Below are 14909 nucleotides of genomic sequence, written 5' to 3'. Positions count from 1 at the left end.
ATTTCGAAATTGAAAATAATAGCTATTTCTGACAATAAATCTGTTAAACCTAAAAATATTATCGACGAACTGCATTTACATGAAAAATATATCGATGTAGTGCACGACCAAAAATGGAACAAATCACTGTTTTATAGTATGGAAGGAGTAATTTTGAATGAAGTTTTGACCTAAAAACGTCGTGAAAATCAAAAAACTTGTCGTTCTCTGTATTTTTTTCCAATAGCAAGACTCAAATTGGTTTTATAATCCTCAATAAGCCATTCTCTGTAGTTTTTACTGGTTTTGCCCAAGCAATTAACAAACTGAACGATACGACTTTCGATGTCATCAGATAAAAGTTTTGATAACATTCGAGCTTCTGTCAATTCTTCAGCATTATCAACACACATTGTAGCATGTTGATTAATAGATTTTTCTAAAACCACTTTTGAACGAAGATTTTTGGCTAAGTTGCTTTTAAACTCTTCTTCAACGTTAAAACTAATGTCTTTTGTGTTTTTAAACTTTGCACGAATTGCTTCAGGCATAGTGTAATTGAAGTTTCGCTCAATTTCAGCATCATCTCTCAGATTTTCTAAATAATACTCTGGATGCTTAAAAATATGTTGCCAATCAACTGGCTCATTCCAAAGTCCAAAACGAAGAGCATTATTTCCTAAATCGATTATGATGAAGTTATCCTTGTTAGGCAATTTTCTTGAACCACGACCAATCATCTGAAAATAAAGTGTTAAAGATTTTGTAGCTCTATTCAAAATGATACTTTCTACCGTTGGCTCATCAAATCCAGTGGTTAGAATTCCAACGGAAGTTAAAATTGCATCGGGTGTTTTTTTAAACCAAGCCAATATGTCTTTTCTATATTCAACAGAAGTGGTATTGTCTAGGTGTTTTATAGGAAATCCAGCTTCTTTAAACGTTTCATAAACATACAACGAAGTGTTTATTCCGTTGTTGAAAATCAATGTTTTTTTACCCAATGATTTTTCAGTATACGCATGCAAAAGTTTTTCTTGCATAATCATATTCATATACAAATCATCGGATGACTTGACGGTATAATCGCCATTAATTCCAACTTTTAAGGAAGTCAAACCAACATCATAACTATACGTCGTTGCTTTTGCTAAAAACCCTTTATCAATTAAAGATTGAATCGTATCTCCAACAATTAACTCGCTGTAATTTTGATACATCGGCAACTTAATATTCGAACTCAATGGCGTTGCCGTTACTCCAAGAATAAATGAATTTTTGAAGGAATTAAATAATTTTCTAAAGGAATTATAATGCGCTTCGTCAATAATTACCAAACCCACATTATCAATCAATAATTTTTCATCATTCAATCGATTTTTTAAGGTTTCAACCATTGCCACAAAACAAGAATACTCCTCTTGATCGGGTAATTCTTTGATGTTGCTGTTGATTATTTTATTCTTTACATCAAATCCTTTAAGCATTTTTGAGGTTTGCTTACAAAGCTCAATTCGATGTGTTAGCACTACAACTTTTTTGTTGTGTTTTGATAAATATCGACGAACAATTTCAGAGAAAATTACTGTTTTTCCACCGCCAGTAGGCAATTGATATAATAAATGATAATTATTTGGAGCATTGTCTAACCTATCAAAAATGGTATTAATATCCTTTTCTTGATAACTATAGAGTTCTTTTCTTTCTTCGATTTCCGAAATAATATCGTTTTTTGACATCTATTTTGTGCTAATTTGCAAAAGTAATACTAAAAATCATTTTAACTTTCCACAATTTAAAAATTAACGTTTTTATTACATTAAAAATAGTATTCAAAAGTTATTACTTAGCTTTGCATAAAATTAATTTTATGATCAAAATTTTCAAATTTACCGCTATAGCTGAAGGTATTTCATATCTAGTTTTATTTTTCAATATGTTAGTTATTAAGCCAAATAATTTAGATTTATACAAATCATTATTATATCCAATTGGAATGGCACATGGTGTTTTGTTCATAGCCTATGGGATTTTGGCATTAGCAGTTTTTAAAAGCCAAAAATGGAGTGTAAAAGACTTATTTATCGTTTTACTAGCTTCGCTCCTGCCGTTTGCAACTTTTTACATTGAAAAGAAATACATAAAAAATGCATAAAAAACTCGAAAAAATATTTGATTGGTGTTATCCTTTTCTAAAAAAATTAGAATTAGGAGAAACTATTTCTGCCTATTTGAGTTTGTTTGTTAATATACTCTTGATGAGTATTATTGCGTATATAATTTACTTTATATTCAGATTTATACTTGTAACTTCTATGGTTGTTTTAGCTAAGAAAACAAAAACAAAGTTCGATGATTTACTGGTTACAAATAAAACTGCTAAATACATTTCTCACTTAATACCATTGCTATTTATCTATAAATCGGTTCCAATTATTCTAAAGAATTTTGTTTATTGGGAATCCGTTTTTGGTAAGCTTGTTGGAATTTATATTGTCCTACTAAGTTTATGGATTATTAAGACAATTTTTCATGCACTTCGCGACCATTTAAAGCAAAATCCTTCTTATAGTGATAAGCCAATTGACAGCTATATCCAAGTGATAATGATTGTTTTATGGATTTTTGGATTGTTTATTATTATATCTAAAATATTTGATATTGATACAGGAAAAATGCTTGGTGCATTTGGAGCAATTTCTGCCATAATCATATTAATTTTTAGAGATACTATTCTTGGTTTTGTTGCTAGTGTTCAAGTTTCCTTAAATGATATGGTTCGAATTGGAGATTGGATAACTTTTGACAAATTTGGCGCTGATGGTGATGTGATTGAAATCAATTTAGCGACTGTAAAAGTTAGAAATTTTGACAACACTACGACAACTATTCCAACGTATAGCATGATTTCGGATTCGTTTAGAAACTGGCGAGGAATGTTAGACTCTGATGGAAGAAGAATAAAAAGACACATTTTAATTAAAGTCAATAGCATTCGCTTTTTGACAGAAACCGAATTGGAAGAAATGAAAAAAATTCAATTAGTTGCCAACTATATTGAAAACAGACAAAGAGAAATTGAAAAATACAATGCTATTCACAACATTGATAAATCACTTTTAGTCAACGGTAGAAATATGACAAACTTTGGATTGTTCAGAAAATATATTACACAATATTTAATTCAGCATCCTGGATTAAATCAAGATATGATATTGCTTTGCAGACAATTACAGCCTACAGCAAATGGAATTCCATTAGAAATTTATACTTTTTCAAACGACAAACGTTTTGAAAATTATGAATACATCATGGCTGACATTTTTGATCATATTTTTGCATCTATAGGATTTTTTGATTTAGAAATTTATGAAATGCCTTCTGACAAAAGTGATGGCTTTGTCAATTAATTTTTTGTTTATAAGTTGATAATCAATTAATATTTTCTTTTCATTTTTTCTAATGATATTGTTCAAAGCAGTCATTAATAGTCAAAAATGTTGATTATTAATTCTAAACCTTTATATTTGTATCGATTTTAACAATTTATTATATATTTTCAAATTATTTCGTTTTATGAAAAAACACCTACTAATTTTAGTAACTTTATTGTTTGTTTCCTTTGCTTCAAATGCACAAGATGCGACAACAACTAAAGCAGACAGCAAGAAAGACAAAGAGTTAAAAGAAATTGAGCCAGATCAAGAAATTGTATACGATAGCTTTAATAGATGGTCTATTGAAGTAGACTTCGGACAAAGCAAAGGAACAAAACCTTATGCAACTGGTTATTATTATAGTAATCCAAATGCACACATTCGTTTTGATATAAACCATTTTGGTATCGCTGGTCGTTATATGATTAGCCCAACATTTGGTATTAAATCACATTTATCTTATGATTTATTAACAGATCAAAAAGGTTCTGGAAGTTTACCATTTGAAATGCAAAACATTGGTTTGACATTTGAAGGTGTTGTTAATACAGTTCGTTTATTCAATATCGAAGAAAAAGCAGGTCGCTTTGGATTATTAATGCATTTGGGATTTCAAGGTTCACAAATGTCTCCAAAAATGGGAATTAATAAAGGTAAAAAAGAATATAATGGTGGAATTGTTGTTGGTTTAACTCCTCAGCTTAGAATATTTAAAAACGTTAGTGTTTTTGCTGATTTCAGTGTTAATTCAAATGTTAGACAACATTTCAATTGGGATGGTTCATTTTCAGCTTCAAATAATAACTTAACTGGTAGCATGTATACAACTGCTCTTGGACTTTCTGTTTCCTTTGGAAATGAAAAAATACATGGAGATTGGGCTATCATAGAAGATAAAAAATCTAAAGAAATGAAAGCGCTTGATGAAAGAGTTGGTGAAATTGAAACCCTAATGAATGATGCTGACAAGGATGGTGTACCAGATTATCTAGATACTGAAAATAATTCTCTCCCAGGAGTTGCAGTTGATACTAGAGGAAGAATGGTTGACATGAACAACAATGGCGTTCCAGATGAGTTAGAGAAATATGTAAATAATTCAATAACAAACAACAATAATTCAGTAGCTGTTAGCGATGGAATGTTAGTAAAACTAATAAATGACGGATATATTGCTGCTTACTTTGACACTGACAAACGTCAACCAACAAATGCTTCAACTGATAATATTGGATTTATATTAAACTACTTAAAAACAAACCCTGGAAAAACTGTTGACATCATAGGTTATGCTGACGTTGTAGGAAGCAGCGAATACAACGACAAACTTTCTAGCGATCGTTCTGAAAATGTGAAAAACATATTAGTTAAAGCTGGTATTGATCCTTCAAGATTAAATATCAAAGGAAACGGTGTTGATGATTCAGTTGATAAAACATCTGACTACGCTAGACGTTTAGTACGTAAAGTAGTATTCAAAATAACAAACTAATATTAACAATTAGTTTTTAATAACTTCAATAACCTCTGTAATTTACAGAGGTTATTTTTTTTACCTTTAAAAGAAAAAATGGAAGCTAGAGATAACCATGTCCTTGAAATCAGAGGTGAAGCATTAGGCACAATATCCAATCAATCATCTATCGAAGAAATATTCCAAAACAGAACACTTCGACCAATTTTAAAACTCCAAAACGATTTATTCGTAGCTGTCTTTATAAACCATGCCGTTAAGCAAAAAGGCGTCTTCTTTTCACTTTCACCAGAAAAAAAACTAGCCTACATAGAAAACGTTATCCAAAGAGATATTAAATTTAGAAACTCTTTAAAAGGAATGATAATCGGACTTTTTACCGTTACTGAATACAATGAATACATTCAGAACTCTTCCAATCTAAACAAACGTATGATGAATATGCTTATCGAACGTTTAAAAAGTCAAATTCAACTAATTGTGATTGAATAGCAACATTAAACGTATTGAATTTTTAAATTTTATAGGAATAGTCACTAGGTAACTAATTGGATTTATCCCAATTTATTGACAATTCTTAAAATCTTCATTGAAAATCATTGAATTTATTATAGATTTTTTAATAACTAAATAGTATTAAATATTTTATCGCAAAACTTAATATAAATCAAACTTTTATTGATTTCACAAAGTTTTTTTCATTATAATTGTTAAAACTATTAACATTTATGAGAGAAGAATATTTTAAATGGTACTCACCTAATTTGAATCGTGAAATTGAGATGCTTGTTTTTGGTCATGCAGGCTATCCAGTCATCCTATTCCCTACTTCTATGGGAAGCTTTCACGAAAATAAAGATCAAGGTTTAATAGAAAGCGCACGATGGTATATTGAACAAGGTTTAATTCAAATATTTTGTCCTAATAGTATCGATAAAGATAGCTTCTACAATAAAAACATTCATCCTGTTCACAGAATTCAAAATCACATGTGGTATGATAAAATGATTTGTCACGAAATTGTAGAACGTGTCAAAAACAATACTCATGCCGGAAAAGTAGCTGTTGCAGGTTGCAGTTTTGGAGGATATCATGCTGCTAACTTCGCCTTTCGTCATCCTGGTTATGTTAGCCATATGTTTTCAATGAGCGGCGCTTTTTCCATCAAAAGTTTTATGGATGGTCATTGGGATGATGATGTGTTTTACAATTCACCTGAAGATTATTTGCATGGTCTCAATGATGGAGAACTTTGGCGAATGGATATTATTTTAGGCACATCCAATTGGGATATTTGTTTTGATGCCAATTTAAAATTAAGCAAAGTCCTAGCTCAAAAAGACGTTCCGCATTGGCTTGATATTCGTCAAGACCGTGAGCACGATTGGCCCGTTTGGAGAGAAATGTTTCCACATTATTTATCTAGAATTAAGTTTTTCTAAAATAATAAACCAAATCGAGTTTGGTTTAAACAAAACAAAGAAAGTAATAAACCGAATCGAGTTAGGTTTAAACAAAACAAAGAAAGTAGTAAACCGAATCGAGTTTGGTTTAAACAAAACAAAGAAAGTAGTAAACCGAATCGAGTTTGGTTTAAACAAAACAAAGAAAGTAATAAACCGAATCGAGTTTGGTTTAAACAAAACAAAGAAAGTAGTAAGCCGAATCGAGTTTGGTTCAAACAAAATAAAAAATTCAATAAGCGTAAATAAATTTTAAAACATAAATTATAATCAACTAATAGCAGAATTATGAAAAAGATTGGAATTTTATTCGGAATGGAAGATACATTTCCTTATGCATTTATAGAAAGAGTAAATTCAAAAAATGTAAAAGGTATAGTTGCCGAGGCAGTGACTATTGACAAAGTTGTGCAAAACAAAGGTGGCGAATATGCCGTAATTATCGATAGAATTTCGCAAGATGTGCCTTTCTATCGTGCTTATTTAAAAAATGCAGCGTTAACCGGAACCAATGTAATCAACAATCCGTTTTGGTGGAGCGCTGATGATAAGTTCTTCAACAATGCGCTGGCAGATACACTTGGAGTTCCATTGCCAAATACCGTAATACTTCCTTCAGCCGAACATCCAACGGATACTACGTCTAAATCATTTAGAAATCTAAAATATCCTATGGATTGGGATGGCATTTTTGACTATATCGGATTTCCAGCTTATATGAAACCTTATGCTGGCGGTGGATGGAAAAACGTTTATCGATTAGAAAACAAAGAAGAATTTTGGCAAAAACACCAAGAAACTGGACAATTAGTAATGCTTCTACAAGAAGAAATTGTTTTTCAAGACTATTATAGAGTGTATTGTTTAGGTGGAAAAGCCGTTCGCATTATGCCTTATGAACCAAGAAATCCACATCACTTACGCTATGTTGTTGAAAACCCAAATATGGATAAAAAATTAATGGCAACTATTAAAGATTATACACTTCGTCTTTGTAAAGGCTTAGGATATGATTTTAATACGGTAGAATTTGCTGTTCGCGACGGAATTCCTTATGCAATTGATTTTGGAAATCCAGCTCCAGATGCAGAATATACTTCTGTTGGTGCTGAAAATTTCGAATGGGTTGTAGAAGAAGCGGCTAAGATGGCGATTGATTTTGCTAAAAAACACAAAGACGGAAAAATGAACCTCACTTGGGGAACATTTATTAAGGATTCTGTTAAATAGTTTTCAGTCTCAGTAATCAGTAAACATACTGAGAACTACGACTGCAACTGAACACTAAAAGTCATAATTATGTCAAAAAAATTACCAATATTCACACTTGGTGTGGAAGAAGAATACCAAATAATTGATCCCGAAACACGTGATTTGCGTTCTCATTTATCCAAAATTGTAGATGGTGCCAAAATCATTCTAAACGAACAGGTAAAAGCTGAAATGCACCAATCTGTTGTTGAAGTGGGAACCAATATTTGTAAAAATGTAAAAGAAGCCAAAGACGAAATTCGATTTCTAAGAAGTAAAATCGTCGAACTTGCGCATAAACAAGGATTAGTAGTTGGTGGTGCAGGAACGCATCCTTTCTCTCGTTGGCAAGACCAACCCATAACGGATGATCCACGTTATCATCATATTGTTAATGAATTGCAAGATGCCGCTCGTTCTAATTTAATATTTGGAATGCATTGCCATGTAGGTATAGAAAATCGCGATATTGGTTTGCAATTAATGAACCAAGCAACGTATTTTTTACCTCATATTTTTGCACTTTCAACCAACTCTCCTTTTTGGGAAGGAAGAAATACGGGTTATAAATCCTTCAGAACCAAAGTTTTTGATAAATTTCCACGAACGGGTTTACCGGAATATTTTGATAGTGTTCAGTCTTATGATAACTATTTGGATACGTTGGTAAAAACGGGTTGTATTGATAATCCAAAGAAAATTTGGTGGGATTTGCGTTTGCATCCTTTCTATGATACCATTGAATTCCGTATCACCGATATGAGTTTAACTGTAGATGAAGCCATGTGTATTGTTGCAATTATTCAAGCTATTGTAGCAAAACTATACAAATTAACCGTTTCAAATACCAGTTTTAACATCTATCGAATTGCCTTAATCAAAGAAAATAAATTCCGTGCCGCTCGATATGGTATCGAAGGAAATATGATTGATTTTGGTCTGAAAGAAGAAGTTGAAACTAAACTTTTATTGCACGAATTGCTCGAATTTGTTGACGATGTAGTCGATGAATTGGGTAGTCGAGACGAAATTAATTACATTCATACCATTCTAAATGAAGGAACTGGAGCTGATAAACAATTACGCGTTTTTGAACAAACCCAAGATTTATCCAAAGTAGTTGACATGATTACAAGTGAATTTACTAGAGGTTTATAAACTGTTGATTAAATTGTTAAAAAACAGACAACTGACAACTGACAACTGATAACAAAAAATTATCTTTGCATCATCAAATAGTTAAATAATGAGCAACCCAATTCGTGTAGCAGTTTTAGATATGTACAATGGCGAACCTAATCAAGGAATGCGTTGTATTATAGACATTATCAATCGATTTAACCAAATGGTTACGTTTCAGATTTTTGATGTTCGAGGTAAAAATGAATTCCCCGATATTAAAAAGTTTGACATTTACATTTCCACTGGCGGACCAGGAAATCCATTGGAAGGTGACGGAAATTGGGATTTAAAATGGTATGATTTTATCGAACAATTGTGGCAATGGAACAAAGAACAAAAGACAAAAAAGCATGTCTTATTCATTTGTCATTCGTTTCAAATGGCTTGTCATCACTTTGGTTTAGCTACATTAAACAAACGAAAATCAACTTCTTTTGGCGTAATGACCATTCATAAAACCGAAGATGGAACAACCGATCCAGTTCTTGAAGGCTTGCAAAATCCATTCTACGCTATTGATAGCAGAGATTATCAAGTGGTGCAACCAAAATTGAGTATTTTCAAGAAAAAAGGCGCTCAAATTATTGCTTTGGAAAAAATCCGAAATCATGTTGAATATGAACGAGCGATTATGGGAGTTCGATTTTCAGATGAATTTGTAGGTTTGCAATTCCATCCTGAAGCCGATGCCTTGAGCTTTGTAGCTAACCTAAAAAGCAAAGAAAAAAGAGAAAATATTATTGCAATGAAAGGGAAAACCAAATTCCGCGACATGCTTGAGGATTTATTGGACGAAGATAAAATCTACAAAACCAATGAAACGATTATCCCGAACTTTCTTCGAATTGCAATAAACGATTTGATGAAACATAGAAAAACGTTATCTAATTAGTATCAAGTATAAAGTATTAAGTATCAAGACTATATTTTGACCGTCAAAATCTTAATACTTAATACTCAAATCTTAATACTTAAAACATGAACACCAACTATAGAAACCAATTCAACCAATCTTTTTCAGTAGAAAAATACAATGCCATGCAAGATGACATTACTGCTGATTTTGATTATAAAGTAACGTTTAGAATTGGCGAAACACCATTTTTTATTTCCAATGAATTAAAAGAACAATTGCTCGAAGGTTGTCAACAAGTAATTGATTTTATTCAACGTGATGATTTTAAGAGTTTAACCGAAAGAGCTTTGGAACTCAATAGAAAAGTGCCAAATGAGGATAATCATACCACTTTTTTAGCCATCGATTTTGGAATTTGTGAAGAAGATGGACAAATTGTTCCTAAGTTGATTGAAGTACAAGGATTTCCATCTTTGTTCAATTTTCAAAATCATTTATCTGAAAAATTCGTTTCGCATTATCCTTTTTTATCTGAATTGACACCTTTTCTGAATGGTTTAAATCAAGAAAGTTATTTAGCTTTAATTAAAGAAGTTATCACTAATAACATTCCAATTGAAAATGTTATTCTGCTGGAAATTGAACCTGAGAAACAAAATACTAAAATCGACTTTTATTACTGCAAACAAGACATCGGAATTCCTTTTGTTTGCGTAACTGAATTGTATGAAAAAGGAAATCAGATGTTTTATAAAAATGACAAAGGTGAAGAAATTCAAGTAAAGCGAATTTACAACCGTGTGATTTTTGACGAATTGGATTTACGCACTGATTTGCAACTCAATTTTGATTTCTCAAAACGCTATGATGTAGAATGGGCTGGACATCCGAACTGGTTTTTCCGAATTAGTAAATTCATTTTACCTTATTTAAAAGGAAAGTATTTTATAGAAACCACACTCCTATCCGATTTAAAGGAAATTCCAAATGATTTGGAAAATTATGTATTAAAACCTTTGTTCTCTTTCTCAGGAAGTGGCGTTATTTTCCACGTAAAACGCGAAGATATCGAAGCCGTAACCGAAAAAGATTTATATATTCTTCAGAAAAAAGTACACTACAAACCCATCATTCAAAGTCCTGACGGATTAGTAAAAGCCGAAGTTCGCTTGCTAGCTGTTTGGCCAAAAGATGACGAAAAACCAACATTAGTTACCAATTTAGTTCGACTAAGTCGTGGCGAAATGATTGGCGTAAAATTCAATAAAGATAAAGATTGGGTTGGCGGAACGGTTGGAATGTTTGAGAAATAAATATGCGTATCATAACCATTATATTCTCAATACTATTTTGTTCTTGCCAAAAGAAAGAAGAAAAGGTTGTGCAACAAAAAAAGGAAACGATAGAAGTAGTAAATAAAATCGAAATAAAAAAAATAGATACTATTACTATTAATTTTGATAATATTCAAAAAGCTGAAATAAGCAAAAGTGATAGCTTGATTTCTATTTATCAGAGTTGGGAAAAAGATTTTAGAATTTTTGGGTATAAATTACCAAATGAAAAATCAGAAAAACTAATTCTGTTTTCACCTTTTACAGATGAAGTTGAAAACAATACATTTCAATGCAAATTTGGTTCTCATTATGATTATGTTTCATTTAAACCTAAAATGAAATTTATAAAATATGAAAATGATTTCGCTAAAATAAAAATTTTGGATAGCACTTTCGTGCCTAACTTTTTCTTTATCCAAAAAAAATGGATTGAATTTGAAGAATAGTATAATTTTACTATTCTAAATACTCTTTCTTCACCTCCAAAAAACTCTTTTCTGTCGTAATCAATTGCTCTACGATTTCCTTTCGTAATTCATCCAAATCATTAAACTGTAAATGCTTGGACCAAGCGGTTTCGGTTAAAATTTCTTTAATGATTTTAATGATTTTTGCAGTTTCAGAAGCTTTTCTTAGAACATATTTCGGCTCATAATCTGGTGAAAGTTTGTGATAAAAATTTACTTCATTTGAAATAAAATCTACTTTTATAAAAAACAACTTTGAGGTTTCATCATTTGGATAGAAATCGGTCCAATGAGCAAAACCAACTTTCATTTGTTGTGATTTAAAATTTTCATCGGCAATTAATCGCCAGCGACAATTGGCTGCTCTTCCCCAATGATTGGAAATTCGATACACGCCAACTTCTGTAAAAACATAACCACTACCCGATTTGCTTTTGTGACTCAATGGTAGATTTTCAATTTCAACAAAAGAAACTTCTCGCCAAAGGCAAAATGTGTGTTTGTGGAAGTTGAGTTTGGTGTAGGTTTTCAAGAAACTTTTTTTTAAAATCGTAAATTAAAGTTAAGTTAATAAAACCATTAAGATATTAAGTTTCATTAAGATTGTTGCGCTTAATTTTCTTAATCTCTTAATGGTTTAAAAAAATAATTAATTTAGATTGAAAAATTTAAATTAATAATTTGTGAATTTTTGTGTTACTTATTAATGCAACTTTTTTACCGCTTCTTGTTGTGCAACTGTAGCAAAATCTCGAACCAATCGTTCGGCATAATCATCTAATAATTCTCGAACTCTGGCGTGATTATCACTTTTTACAATCAATCCAGCGTGGTATTCTAGTGGTACACGGAAACACACTTCGCTATCGTTGAAACCAGACAAATCTGGATATTCGAATTTGGATAAAGTCAACACAATTCCGGCAAAGCCTTTGTTTATTTTTGGTAATTTATATTCTTTTCCTTTTACTAAACTATCTTCAATTTTTGCCCATTCGCTCCAAAGATTTACACCCGAAGCTGCTTCTACCATTTCGGCTAAATGCGCGCCGCCAACTCGTGACGAAGTTTCTAAAAAGTAAATTTTACCATCATCGTTACATTTGATAAACTCGGTATGATTGGCACCGTGTTGCATACCAAAAGCTTTCAAAACTTGTTCGTTTACCTTTTTTATTTCTTTGTCATCTTTGGTATTGTATGGAATATTGGCACTTCTAAAAATGCCGCCACCTTGCGAAATTTCCATTGGTGTTGCTAAATATTGTGAGGTAATTGAAAATACCGTTTTACCATTTAAATTCAATCCATCACAGTGATAAACCGCTCCAGGTTTGAATTGTTCTACCAAATATTTAATACGATTTTCATCGCCTAATTCATGAATTTTTTGCCATAATTCTTCTTTGGAATGTACTTTCATAATTCCCGATGCCGAAGCTTCGGAACGCGGTTTTAAAACCCATGGCGCGTCAACCGTATCGGCAAATTCATTGATTTCTTCATCGTTAAATAATGCACTAAACGCCGGAATCGGAATTCCTGCATCTTTGGAACGCATGCGCATTGCTAATTTATCTCTAAAATATCTTCCAGTAGTTTGTCCCATTCCAGGCATACGAAGGTTTTCACGGAGAAACGCTGCTTTTTCTACATCAAAATCGTCCAAAGCAACAATACCATCAATTTTTTTATGACGCATTAAACCTGCAACTCCAGCCAGCAAATCGTCTAAATTCCAATCAACATCTTGTCCTGGCATAAAAAATATTTCATCAATATATTCCATTGCCCAAGGTTTATCACGAAGTTTTTCGGAAGTAATTAGGTAAACACGATTTCCTTGTTTTTTTAAATTGATTAAAAAATCATTTCCTTTAAAATAATTGGAAATACAAATAAAGTTTTTGATTGGATTTTCCATATACTATAGATTTTCGATGAATTTAGTAATTAAATGTACGCCATAAGCCGTGGCGTGTTTGGTTTTGGAAAATTCGCTGTCGCCAAAAGCAACTCCAGCAATGTCAAGATGTGCCCAAGATGGATGTTTTTCGGTGAAAAATTCTAAAAACTTAGCTGCTGAAATTGCTCCAGCAACGGGTTTTCCAGAATAGTTTTTCACATCGGCAATTTCGCTATCGATATCGCCTTTATAATCGTCCCAAAGCGGTAATTGCCACAACTTCTCTCCTATTTGACTACCTGAATTTTGCAGTTTTTTTGATAAATCATCATTGTTTGTAAACAAACCAGCACATTCGTAACCCAAAGTTCCAACAACGCTTCCGGTTAAAGTAGCCAAGTCAATAACCGTTTCAGGTTGGTAATTTTTTATCAAGTACGATAAACCATCGGCAAGAATTAATCGACCTTCGGCATCAGTATCAATGATTTCAATCGTGTGACCTGAATAGCTGTTAATCACATCACTAGGCAAAAACGAAGTAGCATCAACCGAGTTTTCACAAGCTGGAACAATGGCAGTAACACGATACGGTAATTGCAAATCGGCAATCAATTGCATTGCACCAAGAACAGCTCCAGCTCCAGCCATATCACATTTCATTTGAACCATTCCAGCCGTTTTAATATTCAATCCACCAGTATCAAACGTAATTCCTTTTCCAACCAAACCAATATGTTTTTTGGCATTGGCTGGATTGTATTCCATGATAATGAATTGTGGTTCACGAGCACTTCCTTGTCCAACAGAAAGGAACGAATGCAAACCAATTTCAGTGGCTTTTTCTTTGCCAAAAACAGTTACATTGAAACCATATTTTTTTCCAGTTTCGGTTGCCCAATCAGCTAAGTATTTTGGTGTTACCTTGTTTGGCGGCAAATCAACTAAGTTGAACGTTTCTAGTTGTGCTTGTGCAATTTTAATTCCTTTTGAAATTATTTCGGCTAGATTTTCTTTAGCAATGTATTGAAAGACAAAATCATTCGTTAAAAAAGGATGTACTTCCGTTTTTTTATAATGTCCTAAATTATACGTTCCTAAAACTAATCCTGAAAACAAAGCTTCTACTTGCTCGTTTTTAAGCTCATTTGGAAGAACAACAACAAGATTTTTATTAAAAAGTTCCTTTTGTTTTGAAGAAATTCTTCTAAATATTGTTTTAATTGATTTATAGTCAATTTCTTTTCCTAATCCAATGAAGATATGAGTACAATCGTATTTTTCTACTACATAATGTGTGTCTTTCTTTCCGTAAAATACTTTTGATGGCACAGAAATTCCGTGATATTCAATTGGAATAATACTTTTAGCATTGGTTTCAAAAACCGGAATTAAAATAGTTCCTGTGAAATTATCTAGATTTTGTATTTGTTTTGTTTTCATTTTTTTGTCATTGCGAGGAACGAAGCAATCGCATCCTCAAATTATCATCTTAGCCACTAAGAACACGAAGAAAGCAAAAAGCTCACAAAGTTTTTAATGTTTAGGATTTTATAT

General features: G+C 32.0%; 15 protein-coding genes. 11 read left to right on the top strand and 4 right to left on the bottom strand.

The genetic code is table 11. From position 1 onward, the window contains the following. Positions 1-9 precede the first annotated feature (9 nt). Positions 10-174 (top strand): hypothetical protein, encoded by a 165-nt coding sequence (locus BC748_RS14220; protein WP_162846465.1) that lies wholly within the window; start codon positions 10-12, stop codon positions 172-174. A gap of 14 nt (positions 175-188) precedes the next feature. Here BC748_RS14220 and BC748_RS12190 read toward each other — a convergent pair whose 3' ends face one another. Then, entirely contained in the window at positions 189-1718 is a 1530-nt protein-coding gene (locus BC748_RS12190) for a DEAD/DEAH box helicase (RefSeq protein WP_133533777.1), read from the bottom strand. Positions 1719-1849: 131 nt separating this feature from the next. On the opposite strand from BC748_RS12190, the gene BC748_RS12185 reads away from it, so the two are divergent. The 10 genes from BC748_RS12185 to BC748_RS12140 all read left to right on the top strand — a co-directional run bounded on the left by BC748_RS12185 (position 1850) and on the right by BC748_RS12140 (position 11425). Continuing rightward, entirely contained in the window at positions 1850-2134 is a 285-nt protein-coding gene (locus tag BC748_RS12185) for a DUF3817 domain-containing protein (protein ID WP_133533776.1), read from the top strand. After that, positions 2127-3389 (top strand): mechanosensitive ion channel family protein, encoded by a 1263-nt coding sequence (locus BC748_RS12180; protein WP_133533775.1) that lies wholly within the window; start codon positions 2127-2129, stop codon positions 3387-3389. The genes BC748_RS12185 and BC748_RS12180 overlap by 8 nt, the downstream gene beginning before the upstream one ends. A gap of 166 nt (positions 3390-3555) precedes the next feature. Continuing rightward, positions 3556-4908: an OmpA family protein gene (locus BC748_RS12175; protein WP_133533774.1), complete on the top strand. Its 1353-nt coding sequence runs from the start codon at positions 3556-3558 to the stop codon at positions 4906-4908. 78 nt (positions 4909-4986) lie between these two features. Beyond that, complete coding sequence (locus tag BC748_RS12170) at positions 4987-5382, top strand: glyoxalase (RefSeq protein ID WP_133533773.1); 396 nt, start codon at positions 4987-4989, stop codon at positions 5380-5382. A gap of 236 nt (positions 5383-5618) precedes the next feature. After that, the gene (locus tag BC748_RS12165) at positions 5619-6332 is read left to right on the top strand and encodes an esterase family protein (RefSeq protein ID WP_133533772.1); all 714 of its coding nucleotides are present in this window, start codon (positions 5619-5621) and stop codon (positions 6330-6332) included. Between the two features lie 309 nt (positions 6333-6641). Then, positions 6642-7583 (top strand): ATP-grasp domain-containing protein, encoded by a 942-nt coding sequence (locus tag BC748_RS12160; RefSeq protein ID WP_133533771.1) that lies wholly within the window; start codon positions 6642-6644, stop codon positions 7581-7583. A gap of 69 nt (positions 7584-7652) precedes the next feature. Further along, complete coding sequence (locus BC748_RS12155; RefSeq protein ID WP_133533770.1) at positions 7653-8762, top strand: carboxylate-amine ligase; 1110 nt, start codon at positions 7653-7655, stop codon at positions 8760-8762. Between the two features lie 88 nt (positions 8763-8850). Beyond that, positions 8851-9678, top strand: coding sequence for a type 1 glutamine amidotransferase (locus tag BC748_RS12150; RefSeq protein WP_133533769.1), 828 nt, complete (start codon positions 8851-8853; stop codon positions 9676-9678). 86 nt (positions 9679-9764) lie between these two features. Further along, entirely contained in the window at positions 9765-10955 is a 1191-nt protein-coding gene (locus BC748_RS12145) for a hypothetical protein (protein WP_133533768.1), read from the top strand. A 2-nt stretch (positions 10956-10957) separates the two neighbouring features. Further along, positions 10958-11425 (top strand): hypothetical protein, encoded by a 468-nt coding sequence (locus tag BC748_RS12140; RefSeq protein ID WP_133533767.1) that lies wholly within the window; start codon positions 10958-10960, stop codon positions 11423-11425. Positions 11426-11435: 10 nt separating this feature from the next. Here BC748_RS12140 and BC748_RS12135 read toward each other — a convergent pair whose 3' ends face one another. The 3 genes from BC748_RS12135 to BC748_RS12125 all read right to left on the bottom strand — a co-directional run bounded on the left by BC748_RS12135 (position 11436) and on the right by BC748_RS12125 (position 14795). After that, a complete protein-coding gene (locus BC748_RS12135; protein WP_133533766.1) occupies positions 11436-11978 on the bottom strand; it encodes a hypothetical protein in 543 nt (180 codons plus the stop codon). 171 nt (positions 11979-12149) lie between these two features. Next, positions 12150-13370, bottom strand: a complete 1221-nt coding sequence (locus BC748_RS12130; RefSeq protein ID WP_133533765.1) for an ATP-grasp domain-containing protein — start codon at positions 13368-13370, stop codon at positions 12150-12152. A gap of 3 nt (positions 13371-13373) precedes the next feature. Beyond that, positions 13374-14795, bottom strand: a complete 1422-nt coding sequence (locus BC748_RS12125; protein WP_133533764.1) for a leucyl aminopeptidase family protein — start codon at positions 14793-14795, stop codon at positions 13374-13376. Positions 14796-14909 lie beyond the last annotated feature (114 nt).

This window comes from Flavobacterium dankookense (assembly GCF_004362665.1).
Lineage (GTDB): Bacteria > Bacteroidota > Bacteroidia > Flavobacteriales > Flavobacteriaceae > Flavobacterium > Flavobacterium dankookense.
The sequence above is the reverse complement of the archived record's forward strand: the minus strand, read 5'-3'. Positions and strand labels throughout refer to the sequence as shown.

What these genes read in the sequence shown, in the direction of transcription:
- BC748_RS12190 (WP_133533777.1), bottom strand. Translation starts at nt 1,718, where the DNA reads ATGTCAAAAAACGATATTATTTCGGAAATCGAAGAAAGAAAAGAACTC.
- BC748_RS12185 (WP_133533776.1), top strand. Translation starts at nt 1,850, where the DNA reads ATGATCAAAATTTTCAAATTTACCGCTATAGCTGAAGGTATTTCATAT.
- BC748_RS12180 (WP_133533775.1), top strand. Translation starts at nt 2,127, where the DNA reads ATGCATAAAAAACTCGAAAAAATATTTGATTGGTGTTATCCTTTTCTA.
- BC748_RS12175 (WP_133533774.1), top strand. Translation starts at nt 3,556, where the DNA reads ATGAAAAAACACCTACTAATTTTAGTAACTTTATTGTTTGTTTCCTTT.
- BC748_RS12170 (WP_133533773.1), top strand. Translation starts at nt 4,987, where the DNA reads ATGGAAGCTAGAGATAACCATGTCCTTGAAATCAGAGGTGAAGCATTA.
- BC748_RS12165 (WP_133533772.1), top strand. Translation starts at nt 5,619, where the DNA reads ATGAGAGAAGAATATTTTAAATGGTACTCACCTAATTTGAATCGTGAA.
- BC748_RS12160 (WP_133533771.1), top strand. Translation starts at nt 6,642, where the DNA reads ATGAAAAAGATTGGAATTTTATTCGGAATGGAAGATACATTTCCTTAT.
- BC748_RS12155 (WP_133533770.1), top strand. Translation starts at nt 7,653, where the DNA reads ATGTCAAAAAAATTACCAATATTCACACTTGGTGTGGAAGAAGAATAC.
- BC748_RS12150 (WP_133533769.1), top strand. Translation starts at nt 8,851, where the DNA reads ATGAGCAACCCAATTCGTGTAGCAGTTTTAGATATGTACAATGGCGAA.
- BC748_RS12145 (WP_133533768.1), top strand. Translation starts at nt 9,765, where the DNA reads ATGAACACCAACTATAGAAACCAATTCAACCAATCTTTTTCAGTAGAA.
- BC748_RS12140 (WP_133533767.1), top strand. Translation starts at nt 10,958, where the DNA reads ATGCGTATCATAACCATTATATTCTCAATACTATTTTGTTCTTGCCAA.
- BC748_RS12130 (WP_133533765.1), bottom strand. Translation starts at nt 13,370, where the DNA reads ATGGAAAATCCAATCAAAAACTTTATTTGTATTTCCAATTATTTTAAA.
- BC748_RS12125 (WP_133533764.1), bottom strand. Translation starts at nt 14,795, where the DNA reads ATGAAAACAAAACAAATACAAAATCTAGATAATTTCACAGGAACTATT.